Genomic DNA, 20,779 nt, shown 5'->3' on the forward strand with positions numbered 1-20,779 from the left:
ATGATGATGCATCAGCATGATAACAAAGAAGTTAAAAAAACAATTCAATGTGCAGTGTTAACAATTTCTGATACACGAAATAAAGAAACAGATAAAGGCGGTCAATTAGTTCAAAAGTGTTTGAAAGAACTGAATATAGAAGTGACAGAAGAACACTATCATATCATTAAAGATGACAAGGAAGACATCCAATCTCAAATTGACGAATGGTTAGCATCAGATATTGATGTCATTATAACGACTGGAGGCACTGGTATAGCACAACGTGATGTGACTATAGAAGCTGTAAAACCACTTTTAGATAAAGAAATTGAAGGATTCGGCGAACTTTTTAGATATTTAAGTTATACGGAAGATGTAGGAACAAAAGCGCTTCTCTCAAGAGCATTAGCGGGAACAGTTATGAGTAAATTAATCTTTACGTTGCCAGGATCAACTGGGGCAGTAAAGTTAGCAATGACTAAACTCATTATTCCGGAATTAAATCATATGGTTTATGAACTCCATAAATAAAATAGTCATAAAAAGCATTGTAAATCATAGGTTTCCCTAATTGAAAATGCTGCTTATGACTATCATAATAGAAGAAAATCATAAAGATTAATCTAATTGACGGTGATAATCTCCAGATTTACCTCCAGATTTTGATTCAAGGTATGTGTCACCAATGATCATTCCTTTATCAGCTGCTTTTGTCATATCATATACTGTGAGAGCTGTAACTGAAGCAGCTGTTAAAGCTTCCATTTCAACACCAGTCTTACCTGTAGTAGAAACCGTAGCAGTAATGCTTAATTGATAGTGGCGTGGTGTGTTTGCTTGATTCCAAGAGAATTCAATATCTATTCCAGTTAAGGGCAATGGATGACACATAGGAATAATAGTCGATGTATTTTTAGCAGCCATTATACCTGCAATTTGAGCAGTATTAAGTACATTACCCTTTTTATTTGTATTGTCTATAATTTGACGGTAAATCGTCTCATTCACTGTGATGCTTGAATGCGCTTTAGCGATACGTTTTGTAATACTTTTATTAGAAACATCAACCATTTTTGCATTACCTTGATGATTGATATGTGTAAAATTTGACATAAATAGCCTCCTATAGAAATATCTAAAAAATCATAACATATAAATAAAGTTATAAACATTTATTTTTAATGAGTACATCATTATCTTACTGAGTTTATAAAATAGTATAGCATGAATTTATCGTGTAATTGGAGTTGATAAAATGGTAGTTGAAAAAAGAAAACCAATACCTATTAAAGAAGCAATTGAACGTATTGTAAAACAAGATATATATACTCAACAAAATAATATATCATTAGAGGACAGTTTAGGATATGTCTTAGCAGAAGACATTGTAGCAACTTATGATATACCACGTTTCAATAAATCGCCGTATGATGGTTTTGCTATAAGAAGTGAAGATTCGGCTGGTGCCTTTTCAAAAAATCGTAAAACGTTTAAAGTGATAGATCATATTGGTGCAGGCACAGTATCTCATAAAACAGTTGGAGAAAATGAAGCAGTTCGTATTATGACAGGCGCTCAAATTCCTGAGGGTGCAGATGCAGTAGTGATGTTTGAACAAACTGTGGAAAATGGAGATACATTTACGATTAGAAAACCTTTTGAAGAGAATGAAAATGTGTCGCTAAAAGGAGAAGAAACTAAAACAGGAGATATCGTTTTAAAAAAAGGACAAGTCATTAATCCTGGAGCTATTGCAGTACTAGCGACCTATGGTTATACAGAAGTGCCTGTATTTTTAAAACCAAGTATTGCAGTTATTGCTACTGGAAGCGAATTATTGAATGTAGACGAAGAATTACAACCAGGAAAAATTAGAAATTCTAATGGTCCGATGATACAAGCGTTAGCTGATAAAATGAGATTAACGATAGAGCCTTATAGTATACAACAAGATGACTTAGAAAGTAGTATTCAAGTCATCACTAAAGCAATGAAAGATCATGATATTGTCATTACTACTGGAGGCGTTTCGGTAGGAGATTATGACTTTTTACCAAAGATATACAAAGCAATTCAAGCAGAAGTGTTATTTAATAAAATTGCGATGCGTCCTGGAAGTGTGACAACTGTGGCAGTTGCAAATAAGACGTATTTATTTGGTTTATCAGGGAATCCATCGGCTTGTTTTACTGGTTTTGAATTATTTGTTAAACCAGCAGTGCAACATATGATGCAAGCCAAAGCAGTTTACCCTCAAGTTGTGAAAGCAACATTAATGGAAGATTTTGCGAAAGCCAATCCATTTACAAGATTTATTCGAGCAACTGCATCTTTTACTCATAATTGTGCGACTGTGGTTCCATCCGGATTTAATAAATCGGGTGCTGTGGTAGCAATAGCACATAGTAATGCAATGATTATGCTGCCAGGGGGTACAAGAGGATTTAAAGCCGGCCATACGGTAGATGTTATTTTAACTGAATCGAATGTTTTCGAAGAGGAACTATCATTATGATTTTACAAATAGTTGGTTTTAAAGATTCGGGTAAAACAACGTTGTTACAACAATCTATTACATTTTTAAAATCTCAAGGCTATCACATTGTGACGATTAAACATCACGGACATGAAAAAGATGATATTACACTTCAATCATCTAATGTGGATCATATGAAACATTTTGAAGCTGGTGCAGATCAGAGTATTGTTCAAGGATCTGCTTATCAACAAACAGTAACACGTAGAAATCAGCCGTCGCTTGAACAACTGATAAAAGAAAGTGTAACTATTAGTTATGACGTTATTTTAGTTGAAGGGTTTAAAAATGAGGATTATGACAAAATAGTGGTATATAAAACCCAAGAAGAATTAGAAGAACTGAGACTTCTTACACATGTTCAATATTTTTATAATTATAATAATGAGAATGCTTTAAAAAACTATGAGCAATGGTTACTAAAATGGATGAAACGAAAGGATGAACATAAAAATGAAACAATTTGAAATCGTGACGAATCCAATTGAGCCCGAACAATATAGAACATTTACTTTAAATGAACATCAAGGAGCTGTTGTTGTATTTACAGGTCATGTTCGCGAATGGACTAAAGGGGTGAAAACAGAATATCTTGAGTATGAAGCTTATGTTCCAATGGCTCAAAAAAAACTAGAACAAATTGGAGAAGAAATTACACAGCGTTGGCCAGGAACGATAACAACGATTGTACATCGTATTGGTCCCCTACAAATCTCTGATATTGCAGTATTGATTGCTGTCTCTTCGCCACATCGTAAAGATGCCTATCGTGCAAATGAGTATGCGATTGAAAGAATTAAAGAAGTTGTGCCAATTTGGAAAAAAGAAATTTGGGAAGACGGTGCAGAATGGCAAGGACATCAAAGAGGAGATTATAGTCAAGCAACTAAAGGAGAGGCTTAAATGAGAGTATTATATTTTGCAGAAATAAAAGAAATATTAGAAATGAATTCAGAAGACATTGATTTAATAGAAGATATTACAGTAGAAACGTTTAAAGAATTATTATTTGAACGTCACCCATCCATTCGTGATAAAAAATTTCAAGTAGCTGTAAATGAAGAATTTGTTCAACTTAATGATATTGTAAAGCAAGATGATGTTGTTGCGTTAATACCTCCAGTTAGTGGTGGTTAAATATGAAAGCAATTATTCTAGCTGGGGGACACTCTAAACGTTTTGGTAGTCCTAAAGCATTTGCTTGTATTCACGGGGAAATGTTCTATAAACGAATTATTAACACATTAACAGAAACGAATTTATTTGACGATATTATTATAAGTACAAACAAACAACTTAAGAATGAATTTGAGTATAAACATATTATGGTAGATGAAGAAACACATGCAGATAAAGGCCCGTTATCAGGAATCTACACAGTTATGAAACATTATAATAATGAAGAATTATTTTTTGTGGTCTCTGTAGATACTCCTATGATTACTAAAGAAGCAATAAGTCAACTATATCAATTTACAATTTCACAGCGTATGGAACATCAAGCCGATATTATAGCTTATTCAGACGATGATAAACCTATACCGACCATTGCTTTTTATAGTCGAGGAGTCATTTCGAATATTGAAAAAGCACTCAATTCTAATGATTATAGTTTACAGCATGTATATAAAAATGTGATAACATGTTTTCTAGATACTAAAGAGGTTCAGCCTTTAAAAAATTGGTCTAAAAATATTAATTATCAAGATGATTTGAATACTTTACTTCATCAGATTAATGATTAAAGGGGGACACGTTAATGACGATCCAAATTAAAGATAAATTAGGACGTCCTATAAGAGATCTACGAATTTCTGTAACAGATCGTTGTAATTTCAGATGTGATTATTGTATGCCAAAAGAAATATTTGGTGATGATTTTGTTTTTTTACCTAAAGAGGAATTACTTACATTTGATGAAATTACAACAATTGCCAAAGTTTATGCTGAATTAGGCGTGAAAAAATTAAGAATCACTGGTGGAGAACCTTTATTACGACGTGATTTATATAAATTAATTGAAAAACTTAATCATATTGAAGGTATTGAAGATATTGGTATGACCACTAATGGTTTACTTTTAAAAAAACATGGTCAAAAGTTGTATGATGCAGGATTGCGTAGAATTAATGTAAGTTTAGATGCAATTGATGATGAAGTATTTCAAGCAATCAATAACCGTAACATTAAAGCTTCTACCATCTTGCAACAAATTGATTATGCAATATCTATTGGATTTCATGTAAAAGTAAATGTAGTGATACAAAAAGGAATTAATGATGATCAAATCCTACCTATGATTGAATATTTTAAAGATAAACATATTCAAATAAGATTCATTGAATTTATGGATGTAGGTAATGATAATGGTTGGAATTTTAGTAAAGTTGTTACGAAAGAAGAAATGCTATCTACTATTGAAGAAGAGTTTGATATAGAACCTCTTCCACCTAAATATTTTGGTGAAGTTGCCACATATTATAGACATAAAGATAATGGTGCACAGTTTGGTCTAATCACAAGTGTTTCAGCTTCATTTTGTTCTACTTGTACAAGAGCAAGATTATCATCTGATGGGAAATTTTATGGATGTTTATTTAGTGTGATTGATGGTTTTGATATTAAATCATTATTGCGTAGTGGTGCTACACATCAAAAATTAAAAGACACGCTCATTTCATTATGGCAAGCACGTGATGATCGTTATTCAGATGAACGAACAGAACAAACAGTAAGAAATCGACAACGAAAGAAAATTAATATGAATTATATTGGTGGTTAATCTATACAGAAGCAAGTGATAATCATATGTGATATCACTTACTTCTGTATTTTAATTTGATAGTATTTTTAATTAATTTTAATAATTTCAAAGTAATTTATATTAATCACTAAACAGATATAAATTAATATTTGTAATAGATTAAATTGTGCATATGTTATATAATTAAATTAAGCAATTTTATTATATTATGTATTTATACAACTTAGAATCAACTTTGGAGGCATGTACTATGAATAATAAAGTGACTCGCTTTATTGAAGCGGAAAGAGAACTTAGTCAATTGAAGCATTGGTTGAAAATGACGTATAAAATTTCTATTGAGGAATTTGTTGTTTTATTTAAAGTGTATGAAGGTAAAAAAATTAGCGGAAAAGAGTTACGCGATACATTACATTTTGAAATGTTATGGGATACAAGTAAAATTGACGTCATCATCCGCAAAATTTACAAGAAAGAATTAATTTCTAAATTACGTTCTGAAACAGATGAACGACAAGTATTTTATTTCTTTAATGCGTCGCAACAAAAAGTATTAGATAAAATGAAAAATGAAATTGAAGCTATTAGTATTGCAAATTAATTAAATAAAAAGAGCACCTCTAATATTCTATAACGAGTCATAGGGGTGCTTCTTTTTATATATTAAATGAAAGATTAATACGTATTACCATTCACTTTTCTACCATGAACAATTAAATAAAGTACCGTACATAAAGCGGCTACAATAGCCATAATGAAATAAACTTGAGTATACGTGATTGCACTTGTAAATAATCCAAGCAACGATGGACCAAAACCAATACCAATATCTAATCCAATAAAGTAAGTTGAAGTTGCAATTCCATATTTACTTGAAGGTGACACTTTAATTGCAATGGCTTGCATAGAAGAAGAGAGATTTCCATAGCCAATACCTAAGAACACGCCAGCAAGTAATAATACCCAACCATTATAGCTAAATACTAATAAAACAAATGTGATAATTAAGGCAAGAAATGCTGGATAAACCACAACATTTTCATTTTTTGCATCAATCATCCTACCAGCAATAGGTCGAGTGATTAATGAAGCGATCGCATAGAAAATAAAGAAATAACTAGATGCTTCTAACAAATGACGTTGCTCAGCAAAAGATTTTAAGAATGTTAGGATTGAAGCATAGTTCAACCCTATAATCATCATCACAATTGCTACTGGTACAGCTTCTTTAGCAATGAAATTATGAATGTTGAAACCAGAAGCTTGGGCTACTTTTCTATCAATTGCATTTTTAGTAGGATTAAAGTCAATTTTAATAAAGACTGAAACAATTAAACTTGCAATTCCTAGTATAAGACAGATAAGAAATAGTAAATTAATTGAGAATGATTTCAATAATAAAATTCCAAAGAAAGGACCAATGGCTGATCCAAGAACAAGACTTAGTGAAAATAAGCTAATGCCTTCACTTTTACGTTCTACAGGGGTAACATGTGCAGCAATTGTACCTGTAGCTGTCGTTGCGATAGCTGTAGCAATTCCATTTAGGAGTCGTACTAACATCAAGATGGTTATCGATCCAGAGATAAAATAAAGTAACTGAGTAATGATTAGAAAAATTAAACCAGCAATTAAAATCTTTTTAGGACCAAAACGATTGACATACTTTCCCGTTCCAAAACGTCCAATCAATGATCCGATAATAAATAGTCCTACAACAAGTCCAGATAAGCTGTCTGACACATGATAGAATGTTTTAGAATAATCAGCGATGATAACTAATAATAAGTACATACACAAATAAACAAAGAAATTAATCATAAAATTGATTGTAAAACTTTTAGTAAAAATAGGTTGTTTAGTAGTACTAGTCTGATTCATGAAGATCCCCCTTCGATAATGTGGTATGTAATTTTTTCATAATTGCTATGACGTGATCCAAATCATCATTAGATATATTAGATTGATGGATTAAATCTTCTTGAATAGGTGTAATACAAGCATTAATGTCCTCAAATAATTGCTGTCCTTTTTCAGATAAACTTAATAGCTTTTCACGTTTGTCAGTACCTGAAGTAACCAAAAGTAAATCTTTTTCAAATAGTACTTTAATAATTTTACGCGCAGTTGGTTTTTCAATAAAACGACGTTTAGATATTTGAACTAAAGTCGTTTGATCATATGTAGCAATATCTTTAAGCACTAACCACTGACCTGTATGTAGACCAAACTGATCTAATATAGGTTGAGTACGTTTAATATAAGGACGATAAATACCAATAAAACTATTGAAAAATTCATTTGTGGGCATTTTGAATTATCTCCCTCGAAAATAGTTAGCAAGGCTAACTAATTGATGACGAAAAATATTATACGCCGATTTCATTCGTTTTTCAACACTAAATATAAGTTATAGAGTAAAGTATAGTGAAATTTGTTAAAATACAATTAAGTTTAAATTAGTAAAGGGGATATTGATACATGAAGTTGAAATTTGATCATATGATTCATTACGTCGATCAATTAAAAGGATTTAAATATCCAGGTGAGTTATTAAAAATTCATTCTGGAGGCAAGCATCATCAATATGGCACTTTCAATCGTTTAACTTATATAAATGAAAATTACATCGAACTTTTAGATGTTGAAGATGTTGAAAAGTTAAAGAAAGAAGCTAAAACTGAAGAGGGTAGAGTCGCTTTTGCAACGAAAATTGTTCAAGATGATTTTAAGCAAGGATTTAAAACAATGGCATTTAGAACGGAAGATATAGAGAGAGTAAAACAATCTTTAAACGAACGTCATATTGATACGATTGGTCCTATAAATATGGACAGAGAAAATAAAAAGGGTGAAAAGATAAGATGGAAGTTACTCTACATCGCTGATCCCGACTATATGGTAAGGCCTCCTTTTTTTATTGAGTGGAATAAAAATAAAGTCGATCATATGCAAAATTTAGATTCGTTTTTTCAGAAACAATTTAAAATTGATAAAATTATTATAGATAGTTCTAAACGCTCTAAAACCTTAACTAAGTGGCAAAGCTGGTTTAATATGGACATTATAGAAGAAAATGAGAACTACACTGACTTAAAATTAGAGGGAGATACTATCGTTTATCGGATTCAAGATGCGGCTCAATCTGGATACAATACCATTGTTTTTAAAGATAATGAAACTACGACTCCTTATTCAATTATTATTAAAGGAGCCAAATATCGTTTCGAACCTAATGAAGGAACTAATTAAATAGATAGGTATAAGTACTATGTGCGATAAAAGCAATATGAATAAAAACTAGTACTAGAGAGATTAAGCTTAGTATTAAAGAAAAACGATTTGTTTTTAATAATATAAATAAAATGGTAAGTACAAGTGATAAAGCGACAAACATCACTCTCAGACTAAAAAAATTTATAGTTAAAGGATGAGCCATTGTATAAATTATTGCAATAGCATTACATACAATAAATATAAGTAAAATTATATTTCTCAATTTTAAAAACCTCTTTAATAAAAAATAGTAGTGTTTTTCATTCATTAAGTATAACAAAAAGAATAGCTTTTTGAAGAAAATTCAACTTCTATTATGAGTTTGTCGACACTCTCAAATCTACAATGTATAATGATAAGTAATGCAAAGATAAAGGAGTTTTATATAGCATGGAAAAGATGAATATCACAAATCAGGAACATGACGAATTTGTAAAAACTCATCCGAATGGTGATTTATTGCAACTGACAAAGTGGGCAGAGACAAAGCGCTTAACTGGATGGTATTCAAAACGTGTGGCAGTAGGTGAAAATGGTGAAATTAAAGGTGTAGGACAGTTATTATTTAAAAAGATACCGAAGTTACCATTTACATTATGCTATGTATCACGTGGATTCGTAGCCGATTATAATGATAGAGATGTACTGAGAGCACTTTTAAATGAAACCAAAAAAATCGCTAAAGAAGAAAAAGCGTATGCGATTAAGATTGATCCAGATGTTGAAGTAGAACATGGCACAGAAGCACTTAAAAATTTAAGAATGCTTGGATTTAAACATAAAGGGTTTAAAGAAGGATTATCAAAAGACTATATTCAACCTCGTATGACAATGATTACACCTATTGATAAAACTGATGATGAAATTATTCAAAACTTTGAACGTCGTAATCGTTCTAAAGTTAGATTAGCGCTTAAACGAGGTACTAAAGTTGAACACTCAAATCGTGAAGGGCTTAAAACATTTGCGAAATTAATGCAAATTACGGGTGAACGTGATGGCTTCTTAACACGTGATATTAGCTATTTTGAGAATATTTATGACTCATTACATGAAGATGGGGATGCAGAATTATTCTTAGTGAAATTAGAGCCACAACAAGTGCTTGATGAAACGAATAAAGATCTAGAAGCTCAAGAAGCAGAAAAAACTAAACTAGAAGCGAAGTCAGAAGCACGTCCAAATGATAAAAAAACAGCTAACAAATTAAATGATGTAAAAAATAAGATTTCTAAGACAACTGAATTAAAAGAAGATTTAGAAAGATTAAATCAAGAACATCCAGAAGGCGTATATTTATCAGGCGCATTACTTATGTTTGCAGGTAAAAAATCATATTACTTATATGGAGCTTCTTCAAATGATTATCGTGATTTCTTACCGAACCATCATATGCAATATGAAATGATGAAATACGCAAGAGATCATGGTGCAACAACGTATGACTTTGGTGGCACAGATAATAATCCATCAAAAGATTCTGAACACTATGGATTATGGGCTTTTAAACGTGTATGGGGCACTTATTTAAGTGAAAAAATTGGTGAGTTTGATTATGTCTTAAATCAGCCGTTATATCAATTAATCGAACAAGTTAAACCAAGACTTACAAAAGCCAAAATTAAACTCTCTCGCAAATTAAAACGTAAATAATTAATTTACAGTATTGTAGATACAGTATTTAATCTGAACGATTCTATAAAGAAACGTTCAGATTTTTTTACCAATATTAATAACTTATTATAGGAGAAGTAATTAAATGATTAAAAAAATGCTTCAATTTTCATTAGGTAATAAGTTTGCTATTTTCTTAATGGTTCTTTTAGTCATTATAGGTGGCATATATTCAAGTGCTAAACTTAAATTAGAATTATTACCTGATGTTGAAAACCCAATTATTTCTGTCCAAACGACGATGCCAGGCGCTACACCTCAAACGACACAAGATGAAATTAGCTCGAAAATTGATAAACAAGTCAGATCACTCGCTTATGTAAAAAGTGTAGAAACACAATCGATATCTAATGCTTCAATTGTGAAAGTTGAATATAACAACGGAACTGACATGGATAAAGCTGAAGAAGTACTGAAAAAAGAAATAGACAAAATCGATTTTAAGGATGGAGTAAGTGAACCAGAATTAATACGTAATTCCATCGATGCTTTTCCTATTGTAGCTTACTCATTTACAAATAAAAGTAATGACTTAAGAACTACGACAAAAGAAATTAATGAACAATTAATACCTAAACTTCAAACTGTTGATGGTGTTCAAAGTGCACAACTGAATGGACAAACTACCCGTCAAGTTACTTTAAAATTTAAACAAAAAGAATTGGATAAAGTAAGGTTATCTGCGGATGATGTTGAAAATTACATTAAGACAGCGACAAGAGAAACACCACTCGGTTTATTCCAATTTGGAAATAATGAAAAATCTCTCGTTGTGGATGGTCAATTTAAATCAGTCAGTGCATTAAAAGATTTAAAAATCCCGCTTTCTATAGCAGGCCAAGGACAATCAAGTGATTCTAACGATAATAGTATTAGTAGTACTGGCCAAGAGGGTAGTCAATCATCTAGTGCAAGTCAATCGCAAACGAATAGCTCTTTAAAAGGAACAAATGGTCAAATGCCAAGCGTGCCACTTAAAGATTTAGCTAACATCACTGTGGGCGATGAACGAGATTCTATTTCAAAAACAAATGGTAAAGACGCAGTGAACGTACAAGTAATGAAAGCACAAGATGCAAATACAGTTCAAGTGGCTAGAGCAACGCAAAAGAAAATAGACGAGTTTGTTAAGAATAATAGTGATATCAAAGCTACAAAAACAATGGACACAGCTAAACCAATTGAAGATTCATTATATACTATGATTGAAAAAGCGGCATTAGGTACCATCGTCGCAATTATTGTTATTTTATTATTCTTAAGAAATATTAAAACAACAGCGATATCTATCGTTTCAATTCCGTTATCTATTTTGATTGCACTTATTGCACTGAAATTAAGTAATGTATCACTTAATATTTTAACTTTAGGTGCATTGACGATTGCGATTGGTCGGGTCATAGATGATTCTATTGTTGTAGTAGAAAATATCTATCGACGATTATCAGATCCAAGTGAACAATTAAAAGGGAACAATTTAGTTATTAGTGCAACGAGAGAGGTATTTAAACCTATTTTATCTTCTACGATTGTTACAATTATAGTTTTCTTACCGCTAGCTTTTGTTTCCGGCTCAGTAGGTGAAATGTTCCGACCATTTGCGTTAGCTATCACATTTAGTTTACTGGCTTCGCTTCTTGTTTCTATTACTGTTGTGCCAGCCCTTGCCTCAACATTCTTTAAAAATGGAATAAACATAAAGGGCAATGTTAATGAAGAAAATAAATTAGGAGGGATTAGTAAGGGATATAAACGAGTACTTGGTTGGTCACTTAATCATAAATGGCTTGTTCTTATTATTAGTATTGTTATATTAATTGTGAGTATAGGAATTGGTGCAGCTAAATTAGGAACAAGTTATATTTCTACAGGGGAAGATAAGTTTTTAGCGTTAACTTATACACCTAAACCAGGAGAAACTGAAGAAGCAGTACTTAAACATGCTGAAAAAGCTCAAAAATACCTTCAAAGTAAAGATAAAGTTAAAACAGTTCAATTTTCTGTAGGTGGACCTTCTCCAGCAGATCCAACGGGAAGCACGAATAGTATGGCTATTATGGTGGAATATGATTCGAATACGCCTCACTTTGAGGAAGAACCAGATAAAGTGGTTACACATCTTTCTAAAATGAAAGACCCAGGTGAATGGAAAAATCAAGACTTAGGTACAGGAGCTGGAAACAATTCAGTGGACGTAACTGTTAAAGGACCTTCTACTGATGCAATTAGAAGTACAGTAACTAAAGTTGAAAATAAAATGAAATCCATTAAAGGTGTAGCAGATGTCAATTCAGATTTATCACAAACCTATGATCAATATGAAATCAAAGTAGATCAAAATAAAGCAACAGATAAAGGTATTTCAGCTGCACAATTAGCATTGAATTTAAATGAGAACTTACCAGAAAAAACAATTACAACTGTTAAAGAAAATGGTAATAATATAGATGTAAAAGTAAAACAGAATAAACAAACAAATTGGTCTCAAAATAAACTAGAAAACATCGACTTACATGCACCAAGTGGAGAAACTGTTAAATTAAAAGATATTGCACGTCTAAACAAAACAACAACACCAAGTAAACTTGTTCAAGAAGATGGCGATTATGCTACAACAATTTCAGGTAAAATTACCGCTTCTGATGTTGGTGGAACTTCTAGTAAAGTGATGCGTGAAATCAATACAATTGATAAACCTAATAACGTTAAGTTTAATGTTGGTGGTGCAACAGATGATATTAATACAGCTATGAGCCAACTCGCTTTTGCAATGCTTATTGCTATTGTTATTGTGTATCTTGTGTTGGTTATCACATTCAAAGGTGGTTTAGCACCATTTACAATTCTATTCTCATTACCATTTACAGCTATTGGTATAGTATTTGCATTATTGATTACCGGAGAAACCATTTCAGTACCAAGTTTAATTGGTATGTTGATGTTAATTGGTATTGTTGTTACAAATGCAATTGTATTAATTGATAGAGTGATTTCAAATGAACAACAAGGTATGTTAATGAAAGAAGCTTTAATTGAAGCGGGTGGAACCCGAATTAGACCTATTTTGATGACTGCAGTTGCAACAATCGGTGCATTATTACCATTATTATTTGGGCAAAATAGTTCAATTCTAATTTCTAAAGGAATGGCCGCTACAGTCATAGGTGGATTAGTATCATCAACACTACTAACCTTAATCGTAGTGCCAGTTATCTATGAAATACTCTTTACTTTAAAAAACAAACTTACACGTAAATAAAGATAAATTTAGGATAAGTCAAAAAAAGCAATTGAGACGTATGCACATACGTTCAATTGCTTTTTTATTAATACATAGTAAAAGTTAAAATAATATATATTACAAAAATAATAATAGATATAATATTTAAAATTGAAACACCTTTATAATCGTTTTTAAGTGCTTTAAAAGCTGTAACTTCTACATTTCCTACAAGAAGAAGCAATACAACAAATACCCACCAATTTTCACTAGGAAATTGGATCGTAGTGATAGCTACTACAAATAATAATAATATTCCCATAATAATACGTAAAATATGTACGAACATTGATTTCATTTTAAAAATACTGATATAACTCACAATAAGATACAATATGGGTAATAAAATTAAGTATATTTTCACTTGATGACATCCTTTCTATTACGACTAATATCATAGCATTCATGAACTTTAATGCCTAGATATACGTTCAAAATTATTTCTGACGTAATTTTGAACGTATATCTGAAATTTCTTTTTCAATTTCTTCTAATTGTTTTACTAAAGGATCAATCTGTTGATTTAGTGATTCTTTTTTCTCTAAATCATTTTGTAAACGAATATAATCGTATTTAAGCTCAGCTAATTGTGATTCTAAGTCCATGTCTAGTCGAACTCCTTATTTATTAATATGATTAGTAATGATTATAGCATGAAACAAGTAACTTCTAAAAATACTGTTAATTGTGTTAGAGTAATTAGTTGTAATGGAATATTAGGGAAGAAGGGATGAATTGTGACTGAGCAATTTATAATCATTATTTTGTTAATTGCATTAGGTTACTTACTTAAACGTATTAACTTTATTAAATCTGCAGATAGTCAAGTATTGTCTACGCTTGTATTGAATGTCACATTACCTTCTTTAGTTATTGTCAATTTAAATAGTGCGAATCTTGATTTATCATTTTCTATTTTACCAATTATGATGCTCATCTATGGCATATTAGCCAAAGTAATTATGGTTGCATTATTTAGAAAATATGATAATCATGTCAAGGGTTCAGTAGGTATGATGGCAGCGTCATTAAACATTGGTTTATTTGCTTATCCACTTGTAGAAACAATTTGGCCTAAAAATGGTATGATTTATTTTGGTATGGCCGATATCGGTGGGGCAATTATTATGTTTGGAGTCACTTACTTTGTAGGTAGTTATTACAGTGAAGGAAGCGATCAATTTAATTTCAAATTTTTAGGGAAAAAGTTAATTTCTTCAGTACCACTCGTTACTTATATTGTAATGTTTATACTTAATATGGCTAATATTCATTTACCAAAAGCTTCAATTGACTTTTTTACCATTATTTCTAAAGCGAACATGCCATTATCAATGATTTTACTTGGAATTATGTTGAGCTTCAGAATTGAAAAACAATTTTTACCAATTGCAGTGAAATATTTAATTGTCCATTACGGACTTGGATGTATTGCTGGTTTATTAGTCCACTTTTTCTTACCAACATCGGATGATATGATTAAAACAACGTTATTAATTACATGGTTACTTCCTGTGGGTGTAGCAATTATTCCATATTCAATTCAGTTTAAATATAAAACATTGCCATTAGTTGGAATGGTTACTAATATTTCTATTGTGATAAGTATTATTATTATATATATTTATCAAGCTATCTTTGTATAAAAACTATATATATATGAAAAAAGCAAGCGATTTTTAATCATCGCTTGCTTTTTTACTTTATAGTATGATCACCCTTTTCCACCCATAAATGCAGGATAGTTCATCATACCACCATCAACATATAATGTTGTTCCATGAACATAACTAGCTAAATTAGAAGCTAAGAACAATGCACCGTTTGCTACATCTTTTGCATCACCGATTTCTCTAGCTGGAATCATTTCTAATGTTTCGGCACGTGTTTTTGGATCAGAGAATTTTTCTTTTGTATGCTCAGTCACAACGGCACCTGGAGAGATATTATTAATACGAATACCGTGTTGGGCATATTCCATTGACATTGTTTCCATCATTAACTTAAGACCGCCTTTACTTGCAGCATAGTTAACGTAATTTGGCCAAGGAATGGTATCATGCACGCTTGAAGTATTAATAATAATACCTTTCTTATCTTCTTTTAAAAATTGTTTTACCGCTTCACGTGAACCAATAAATGCACCTGTTAAGTTAATATCAAGAACTTTTTGCCATTCAGCCATAGACATTTCATGACTTGGAGTGGCTTTTTCAAAACCAGCATTATTAATCATGATATCAATTGTTCCAAATTCTTTAACAGCCGTTTCTACTAATCGTTTCACATCTTCTTCGACTGAAACATCGGCTTGCACCGTAATTGAGTCACCGCCAGATTTTTGGATTGTTTCTTGAAGGGCATCAAGTTCTTTCATATGACTTTCTGATCTATAATTTAAGACTACTTTCGCTTTTTCTTTACCAAAAACTTCCGCCATTGCTTTTCCTATGCCACTGCCAGAGCCAGTAATAACAACAACTTTATTTTCTAATTCAGAAAACATTGTATGACCTCCTCAATATACCTATTTTAAGTTTCCTAATATAATTGCTGCGATAATAATCAACGCAATACCTGACCAAATCCCAATCATTTGGCGTCGATCTTTTTTCTCACCTAATAAGAATATACCACCAAGAGTAGAAACTATAACTAATAATTGTGATAATGAGAAACTTGTTGCTACACCAACTTTAGGTTGAGAATAGAACATAAATAAGTTACCTATTCCCCAAACAATCCCTGGAATAATATTAAGTGTGGTAGATTTAATATTTGTTTCATGTCTCATTGAAAGTAAAAATCCACCAATAGCCATACCAACTGATTGGAAGAATAAGGCATCAGTACCATTTACGCCAAATATATTCCCGATTACTACATAACCTACATAACCTAATGTACCTACAACTAGAATCACCATTGCTTTACTAAAATTAGGATCTTTTGTAGAACGCTCATTTTTTCCTTTTAGTGATGTAAGGGCAATCCCTGTTACTAATAAAACCATTGCAATAAGTCCTAAAGTAACTTGTAATCCAGTACTCCATTCACCTAAAAAGATAGCACTAAATAAAGTTGTACCTACTAATTGTAAACCAGTAGAAATAGGCATTGTTTTAGATACGCCGACAAGGTTAACAGATTGTAATTGAGTTCCTTGACCGAATGCCCACATTGCACCAGAAATTAACCCTACAATGATGACAGTAGGGTTATCAAATTGTGCATGACCTGTAAGAAGTAAGATTAAACCAATAACCAATGTACCTAACGTTGTACCTCTAATTTGATTGTATGGACCTCCTCCTACAAATACATTGATTAATACGAGACTTCCCCAAAATAATGCAGGTAATAAGGCGATTAATATGTTAATAATCTGCATTTATTACTCACTCTCCTTTTCAAAAATAAGTGCTTTCCTTTCCATAACACTTGGTGAATATTTTATATTATTTGTGATTGATATAAAACGCAATTGCTCATTTTTTTATAAAATATAAAAGACTAATATTATAAAAATGTATAGCCTAAGTATTTTAGTAAGCTGAATTTAATATAGGGGTTTTACTTTAAATTAATAAGTTGAGATGAAAAGTAACACTATTGCTATACATGTTACAATATTAAACGTATGAAAATAAAAAGTAAGAATGCGAAAGGAAATTTGAATGAAATCATTAATTCTAGCGGAAAAACCCTCAGTAGCGAGAGATATTGCAGAAGCACTAAATATTAAAGAAAAACATAATGGATATATTGCAAATCAGCGCTATATAGTGACATGGGCTTTAGGTCATTTAGTAACAAATGCTCAACCAGAACATTATGACAAAACATATAAAGAATGGAAATTAGAAGATTTACCTATATTACCTAAGCAAATGCATACTGTGGTCATAGGTAAGACAAGTAAACAATTTAAAATTGTAAAATCTTTAATATTAAATAAAGATGTGAAAGACATTATTATTGCTACAGATGCTGGACGTGAAGGAGAACTGGTAGCACGTCTCATCTTAGATAAAGTAAAAAATAAAAAGCCAATTAAACGTTTATGGATTAGTTCGGTGACTAAAAAAGCAATACAACAAGGCTTTAAACATTTAAAAGATGGACGTGAATATAATCACTTGTATCAAGCAGCTCTTGCACGAAGTGAAGCGGACTGGATAGTGGGTATTAATGCTACTAGAGCACTGACAACTAAATATGATGCTCAACTTTCATTAGGAAGAGTACAAACACCAACGATTCAACTGGTTTATCATCGACAACAAGAAATTAATCATTTTAAACCTCAAAAGTATTACACACTTTCTTTAAATGTAAATGACGCTATATTTGATATTCAAACGAATCAAAGATTTACTAATAAAGAAGAAATACAAAAATTATCTAAAAAAATAGAAGGACAATCAGGTCAGATTGAAGATGTTTCAATTAAGCAAAAAAAATCTTACGCAAAACCTTTATATAATTTAACTGATTTACAACAAGCATCATACCAGCGATTTAAAATGGGACCCAAAGAAACTTTAAATACCTTACAGAGTCTTTATGAACGTCATAAACTATTAACATATCCAAGAACAGATTCTAACTACTTGTCTAACGATATGACAGATACCATACAAGAACGTCTCCAAGCCTTATTAGCGACTGATTATAAATCACATGCTCGTCAGTTATTGACTAAGTCATTTACAACTAAGATGCATATTTTTAATAATCAAAAAGTGTCAGACCATCATGCGATTATCCCAACTGAAATTAGACCCAACTTTGATACATTAACTAACAGAGAAACAAAACTATATTTAATGGTTGCACAACGATTTTTAGAAACATTAATGGATCCTTATCAGTATGAAGCGACACAGGTTTTTTTAAAAGTGGGAGAATATCAATTTAAACATGCCAAAAACGTCACACGTAAATTAGGATTTAAAGCACTTAGTAACAATGATTCAACTGCTAATAAGGCTATCACTTTTAGCAAGGAAGAGACCTATCATGTACAACAAGTCAAAGTAAACGAACATGAAACAACACCACCTGAATATTTCAATGAAGGTAGCTTACTTAAGGCGATGGAAAACCCACAAAATTATATTCAATTGAATGACAAAAAGTACGCTAATACCCTTCATAAGACGGGAGGAATTGGAACAGTAGCGACGCGTGCAGATATTATTGAAAAACTATTCAATATTAATGCAATAGAATCAAAAGATGGGAAATTAAAAGTGACATCTAAAGGAAAACAAATATTAGAGCTTTCTCCTAAAGCGCTGACTTCTCCTTTAATGACTGCAGAATGGGAAGAAAAATTACTTTCTATTGAGAAAGGTAAATATAACGCTAAACAATTTATTAATGAGATGAAAGATTTTACTAAAGAAATTGTTGGGGAAATCAAACATAGTGATCAAAAATATAAACATGATAATTTAACTTCTACTGAATGTCCCAATTGCGGTAAATTTATGATAAAAGTAAAAACTAAAAACGGACAAATGCTAGTGTGTCAAGATCCTAGCTGTCATACTAAAAAGAATATTCAACGTAAAACGAATGCACGTTGTCCTAACTGTAAAAAGAAAATGACATTGTTTGGAAGAGGAAAAGAAGCGGTCTACCGATGTGTATGCGGTCATACTGAAACCCAAGCACAAATGGATCAACGATTGAAAAATAAAAATAATGGTAAAGTTTCTAAAAAAGATATGAAAAAATATATGAATAATCATGATGAATTGGATAATAATCCTTTTAAAGATGCATTAAAGAACTTAAAATTTTAACTAAAATCGAACTTATAATGAAATAAGTCGATAAAAGTTCGTTTTTAGTATTGTTTTTTTAAGTAAGTAATATTAAACTATTAAAGTATTTCAAAAAAAGGAGTTTAAAGCTGTGAAAAAATACTTCCAATTCGACGAGTATGGTACTAACTACAAAAAAGAAATCATCGGTGGTATCACAACTTTCTTATCAATGGCTTATATATTAGCCGTGAATCCTCAAGTCTTAAGTTTAGCAGGTGTTAAAGGTATATCTGGTGATATGAAAATGGATCAAGGTGCCATTTTTGTAGCGACAGCATTAGCAGCCTTTGTAGGATCTTTATTCATGGGACTGATTGCAAGATATCCGATTGCGCTTGCCCCAGGGATGGGGTTAAATGCGTTCTTTGCATTTACAGTTGTTTTAACAATGGGAATTCCTTGGCAAATCGGTTTAACAGGTGTGCTGTTTTCAGGTATATTCTTTGCGATATTAACAGCAACTGGATTGAGGGAAATAATTATTAATGCAATACCCTATGAAATGAAAATGGCGGTTTCGGCAGGTATAGGGCTATTTATTACTTTTGTAGGTTTACAAAGTGCAGGTATTATTGTAAAAAATGATTCAACGCTTGTAACATTAGGTCATTTAACTAAACCATCAGTACTTTTAGCTATATTTGGGATTGCTATAACAATCATTTTATATGCTAGAAAGGTTCCAGGTTCAATCTTTATTGGTATGATTATAACTGCAATTGTAGGGATGATTACGGGTCAAATTCATACACCATCAGGTATTGTAGGTAAAATTCCAAGTATTACACCTACATTTGGAGCAGCTTTTGAAGCATTTAAAGATCCAGGCCAATTATTTACAATCCAATTTCTTATTGTTATTTTAACGTTCTTCTTTATTGATTTCTTTGATACTGCAGGTACTTTAGTAGCAGTAGCAACCCAAGCAGGTATAATGAAAGACAATAAATTACCAAGGGCTGGAAGAGCATTATTTGCAGACTCGCTTGCTACAATTGTTGGAGCTATTTTTGGTACAACAACAACAACCTCTTATATTGAATCTACTTCTGGTGTTGCAGTAGGAGCACGTACAGGTTTTGCAAGTATCATAACTGGTTTTTGTTTCTTATTAGCATTATTCTTTAGTCCGCTAATCGAAGTCGTTACAAGTGCAGTAACAACACCAGCGTTAGTTGTAGTTGGTATTTTAATGGCGGCAAACTTTGCTGAAATTAATTGGAAAAAATTTGAAGTAGCAGTACCAGCATTCATTACAATCATTATGATGCCTTTATCATATTCAATTGCTACAGGTATTGCATGTGGGTTTATCTTCTATCCAATAACAATGTTAATTACTAAAAAACATAAAGAAGTTCATCCTATCATGTATGTATTAATGGTATTATTTATTTTATACTTCGTGTTTGTACACGGTTAGACATAAA

21 protein-coding genes are annotated in these 20,779 nt (G+C 31.5%); 14 read left to right on the forward strand and 7 right to left on the reverse strand.

The window, feature by feature from the left end; genetic code table 11:
- Nucleotides 1-6 precede the first annotated feature (6 nt).
- Complete coding sequence (locus HMPREF2930_RS07875) at nucleotides 7-513, forward strand: MogA/MoaB family molybdenum cofactor biosynthesis protein (RefSeq protein ID WP_017174867.1); 507 nt, start codon at nucleotides 7-9, stop codon at nucleotides 511-513.
- Nucleotides 514-600: 87 nt separating this feature from the next.
- Here HMPREF2930_RS07875 and moaC read toward each other — a convergent pair whose 3' ends face one another.
- Entirely contained in the window at nucleotides 601-1,095 is a 495-nt protein-coding gene (gene moaC, locus HMPREF2930_RS07880; protein ID WP_017174866.1) for a cyclic pyranopterin monophosphate synthase MoaC, read from the reverse strand.
- A 142-nt stretch (nucleotides 1,096-1,237) separates the two neighbouring features.
- On the opposite strand from moaC, the gene glp reads away from it, so the two are divergent.
- The 7 genes from glp to HMPREF2930_RS07915 all read left to right on the forward strand — a co-directional run bounded on the left by glp (nucleotide 1,238) and on the right by HMPREF2930_RS07915 (nucleotide 5,883).
- A complete protein-coding gene (glp, locus tag HMPREF2930_RS07885; RefSeq protein WP_017174865.1) occupies nucleotides 1,238-2,497 on the forward strand; it encodes a molybdopterin molybdotransferase MoeA in 1,260 nt (419 codons plus the stop codon).
- Complete coding sequence (gene mobB / locus HMPREF2930_RS07890) at nucleotides 2,494-2,985, forward strand: molybdopterin-guanine dinucleotide biosynthesis protein B (protein WP_017174864.1); 492 nt, start codon at nucleotides 2,494-2,496, stop codon at nucleotides 2,983-2,985. The genes glp and mobB overlap by 4 nt, the downstream gene beginning before the upstream one ends.
- A complete protein-coding gene (locus HMPREF2930_RS07895) occupies nucleotides 2,972-3,421 on the forward strand; it encodes a molybdenum cofactor biosynthesis protein MoaE (RefSeq protein ID WP_017174863.1) in 450 nt (149 codons plus the stop codon). The genes mobB and HMPREF2930_RS07895 overlap by 14 nt, the downstream gene beginning before the upstream one ends.
- Entirely contained in the window at nucleotides 3,422-3,655 is a 234-nt protein-coding gene (moaD, locus tag HMPREF2930_RS07900; RefSeq protein WP_017174862.1) for a molybdopterin converting factor subunit 1, read from the forward strand.
- A 2-nt stretch (nucleotides 3,656-3,657) separates the two neighbouring features.
- The gene (gene mobA / locus HMPREF2930_RS07905; protein ID WP_017174861.1) at nucleotides 3,658-4,263 is read left to right on the forward strand and encodes a molybdenum cofactor guanylyltransferase MobA; all 606 of its coding nucleotides are present in this window, start codon (nucleotides 3,658-3,660) and stop codon (nucleotides 4,261-4,263) included.
- Between the two features lie 14 nt (nucleotides 4,264-4,277).
- Nucleotides 4,278-5,300, forward strand: a complete 1,023-nt coding sequence (gene moaA, locus HMPREF2930_RS07910) for a GTP 3',8-cyclase MoaA (RefSeq protein ID WP_017174860.1) — start codon at nucleotides 4,278-4,280, stop codon at nucleotides 5,298-5,300.
- Nucleotides 5,301-5,532: 232 nt separating this feature from the next.
- A complete protein-coding gene (locus tag HMPREF2930_RS07915) occupies nucleotides 5,533-5,883 on the forward strand; it encodes a SarA family transcriptional regulator (protein ID WP_017174859.1) in 351 nt (116 codons plus the stop codon).
- 74 nt (nucleotides 5,884-5,957) lie between these two features.
- On the opposite strand, the gene HMPREF2930_RS07920 is transcribed toward HMPREF2930_RS07915, so the two are convergent.
- Together HMPREF2930_RS07920 and HMPREF2930_RS07925 are read right to left on the reverse strand one after the other, a co-directional pair.
- Nucleotides 5,958-7,163, reverse strand: coding sequence for an MFS transporter (locus HMPREF2930_RS07920; RefSeq protein WP_017174858.1), 1,206 nt, complete (start codon nucleotides 7,161-7,163; stop codon nucleotides 5,958-5,960).
- The gene (locus HMPREF2930_RS07925; protein ID WP_017174857.1) at nucleotides 7,150-7,593 is read right to left on the reverse strand and encodes a MarR family winged helix-turn-helix transcriptional regulator; all 444 of its coding nucleotides are present in this window, start codon (nucleotides 7,591-7,593) and stop codon (nucleotides 7,150-7,152) included. The genes HMPREF2930_RS07920 and HMPREF2930_RS07925 overlap by 14 nt, the downstream gene beginning before the upstream one ends.
- A 170-nt stretch (nucleotides 7,594-7,763) precedes the next feature.
- Here HMPREF2930_RS07925 and HMPREF2930_RS07930 point away from each other — a divergent pair, with 170 nt between their 5' ends.
- From HMPREF2930_RS07930 to HMPREF2930_RS07945, 3 genes are all read left to right on the forward strand, one after another.
- On the forward strand, nucleotides 7,764-8,534 hold the full coding sequence (locus tag HMPREF2930_RS07930; RefSeq protein ID WP_017174856.1) for a VOC family protein: 771 nt from the start codon (nucleotides 7,764-7,766) through the stop codon (nucleotides 8,532-8,534).
- A 414-nt stretch (nucleotides 8,535-8,948) separates the two neighbouring features.
- Entirely contained in the window at nucleotides 8,949-10,211 is a 1,263-nt protein-coding gene (locus HMPREF2930_RS07940; protein WP_017174855.1) for a lipid II:glycine glycyltransferase FemX, read from the forward strand.
- A 106-nt stretch (nucleotides 10,212-10,317) separates the two neighbouring features.
- Nucleotides 10,318-13,491 carry an efflux RND transporter permease subunit gene (locus tag HMPREF2930_RS07945; RefSeq protein ID WP_017174854.1) on the forward strand — a complete coding sequence of 1,058 codons (3,174 nt, stop codon included), beginning with the start codon at nucleotides 10,318-10,320 and terminating at the stop codon, nucleotides 13,489-13,491.
- 67 nt (nucleotides 13,492-13,558) lie between these two features.
- Here the strand turns inward: HMPREF2930_RS07945 and mspA are convergent, their stop codons facing one another.
- On the reverse strand, nucleotides 13,559-13,876 hold the full coding sequence (gene mspA, locus HMPREF2930_RS07950) for a membrane stabilizing protein MspA (protein WP_017174853.1): 318 nt from the start codon (nucleotides 13,874-13,876) through the stop codon (nucleotides 13,559-13,561).
- Between the two features lie 73 nt (nucleotides 13,877-13,949).
- The gene (locus HMPREF2930_RS11430) at nucleotides 13,950-14,117 is read right to left on the reverse strand and encodes an SE1832 family protein (protein WP_017174852.1); all 168 of its coding nucleotides are present in this window, start codon (nucleotides 14,115-14,117) and stop codon (nucleotides 13,950-13,952) included.
- A 132-nt stretch (nucleotides 14,118-14,249) separates the two neighbouring features.
- Between HMPREF2930_RS11430 and HMPREF2930_RS07955 the strand changes: the two genes are divergently transcribed.
- Nucleotides 14,250-15,158 carry an AEC family transporter gene (locus HMPREF2930_RS07955; RefSeq protein ID WP_017174851.1) on the forward strand — a complete coding sequence of 303 codons (909 nt, stop codon included), beginning with the start codon at nucleotides 14,250-14,252 and terminating at the stop codon, nucleotides 15,156-15,158.
- 68 nt (nucleotides 15,159-15,226) lie between these two features.
- On the opposite strand, the gene HMPREF2930_RS07960 is transcribed toward HMPREF2930_RS07955, so the two are convergent.
- Both HMPREF2930_RS07960 and HMPREF2930_RS07965 read right to left on the reverse strand, forming a co-directional pair.
- Nucleotides 15,227-16,018, reverse strand: a complete 792-nt coding sequence (locus tag HMPREF2930_RS07960) for a glucose 1-dehydrogenase (protein WP_017174850.1) — start codon at nucleotides 16,016-16,018, stop codon at nucleotides 15,227-15,229.
- Nucleotides 16,019-16,039: 21 nt separating this feature from the next.
- On the reverse strand, nucleotides 16,040-16,903 hold the full coding sequence (locus tag HMPREF2930_RS07965; protein WP_017174849.1) for a GRP family sugar transporter: 864 nt from the start codon (nucleotides 16,901-16,903) through the stop codon (nucleotides 16,040-16,042).
- Between the two features lie 286 nt (nucleotides 16,904-17,189).
- Here HMPREF2930_RS07965 and HMPREF2930_RS07970 point away from each other — a divergent pair, with 286 nt between their 5' ends.
- Both HMPREF2930_RS07970 and HMPREF2930_RS07975 read left to right on the forward strand, forming a co-directional pair.
- Nucleotides 17,190-19,325 (forward strand): DNA topoisomerase III, encoded by a 2,136-nt coding sequence (locus HMPREF2930_RS07970; RefSeq protein WP_017174848.1) that lies wholly within the window; start codon nucleotides 17,190-17,192, stop codon nucleotides 19,323-19,325.
- 112 nt (nucleotides 19,326-19,437) lie between these two features.
- Complete coding sequence (locus tag HMPREF2930_RS07975; protein ID WP_017174847.1) at nucleotides 19,438-20,772, forward strand: NCS2 family permease; 1,335 nt, start codon at nucleotides 19,438-19,440, stop codon at nucleotides 20,770-20,772.
- The last annotated feature ends 7 nt before the right edge of the window (nucleotides 20,773-20,779 follow it).

It is taken from the genome of Staphylococcus sp. HMSC068C09, from assembly GCF_001813735.1.
GTDB lineage: Bacteria > Bacillota > Bacilli > Staphylococcales > Staphylococcaceae > Staphylococcus > Staphylococcus hominis.

Bases quoted from the DNA above. Each gene is read 5' to 3' on its own strand.
- HMPREF2930_RS07875 (WP_017174867.1), top strand. From the start codon at position 7: ATGCATCAGCATGATAACAAAGAAGTTAAAAAAACAATTCAATGTGCA.
- moaC (WP_017174866.1), bottom strand. From the start codon at position 1,095: ATGTCAAATTTTACACATATCAATCATCAAGGTAATGCAAAAATGGTT.
- glp (WP_017174865.1), top strand. From the start codon at position 1,238: ATGGTAGTTGAAAAAAGAAAACCAATACCTATTAAAGAAGCAATTGAA.
- mobB (WP_017174864.1), top strand. From the start codon at position 2,494: ATGATTTTACAAATAGTTGGTTTTAAAGATTCGGGTAAAACAACGTTG.
- HMPREF2930_RS07895 (WP_017174863.1), top strand. From the start codon at position 2,972: ATGAAACAATTTGAAATCGTGACGAATCCAATTGAGCCCGAACAATAT.
- moaD (WP_017174862.1), top strand. From the start codon at position 3,422: ATGAGAGTATTATATTTTGCAGAAATAAAAGAAATATTAGAAATGAAT.
- mobA (WP_017174861.1), top strand. From the start codon at position 3,658: ATGAAAGCAATTATTCTAGCTGGGGGACACTCTAAACGTTTTGGTAGT.
- moaA (WP_017174860.1), top strand. From the start codon at position 4,278: ATGACGATCCAAATTAAAGATAAATTAGGACGTCCTATAAGAGATCTA.
- HMPREF2930_RS07915 (WP_017174859.1), top strand. From the start codon at position 5,533: ATGAATAATAAAGTGACTCGCTTTATTGAAGCGGAAAGAGAACTTAGT.
- HMPREF2930_RS07920 (WP_017174858.1), bottom strand. From the start codon at position 7,163: ATGAATCAGACTAGTACTACTAAACAACCTATTTTTACTAAAAGTTTT.
- HMPREF2930_RS07925 (WP_017174857.1), bottom strand. From the start codon at position 7,593: ATGCCCACAAATGAATTTTTCAATAGTTTTATTGGTATTTATCGTCCT.
- HMPREF2930_RS07930 (WP_017174856.1), top strand. From the start codon at position 7,764: ATGAAGTTGAAATTTGATCATATGATTCATTACGTCGATCAATTAAAA.
- HMPREF2930_RS07940 (WP_017174855.1), top strand. From the start codon at position 8,949: ATGGAAAAGATGAATATCACAAATCAGGAACATGACGAATTTGTAAAA.
- HMPREF2930_RS07945 (WP_017174854.1), top strand. From the start codon at position 10,318: ATGATTAAAAAAATGCTTCAATTTTCATTAGGTAATAAGTTTGCTATT.
- HMPREF2930_RS11430 (WP_017174852.1), bottom strand. From the start codon at position 14,117: ATGGACTTAGAATCACAATTAGCTGAGCTTAAATACGATTATATTCGT.
- HMPREF2930_RS07960 (WP_017174850.1), bottom strand. From the start codon at position 16,018: ATGTTTTCTGAATTAGAAAATAAAGTTGTTGTTATTACTGGCTCTGGC.
- HMPREF2930_RS07965 (WP_017174849.1), bottom strand. From the start codon at position 16,903: ATGCAGATTATTAACATATTAATCGCCTTATTACCTGCATTATTTTGG.
- HMPREF2930_RS07970 (WP_017174848.1), top strand. From the start codon at position 17,190: ATGAAATCATTAATTCTAGCGGAAAAACCCTCAGTAGCGAGAGATATT.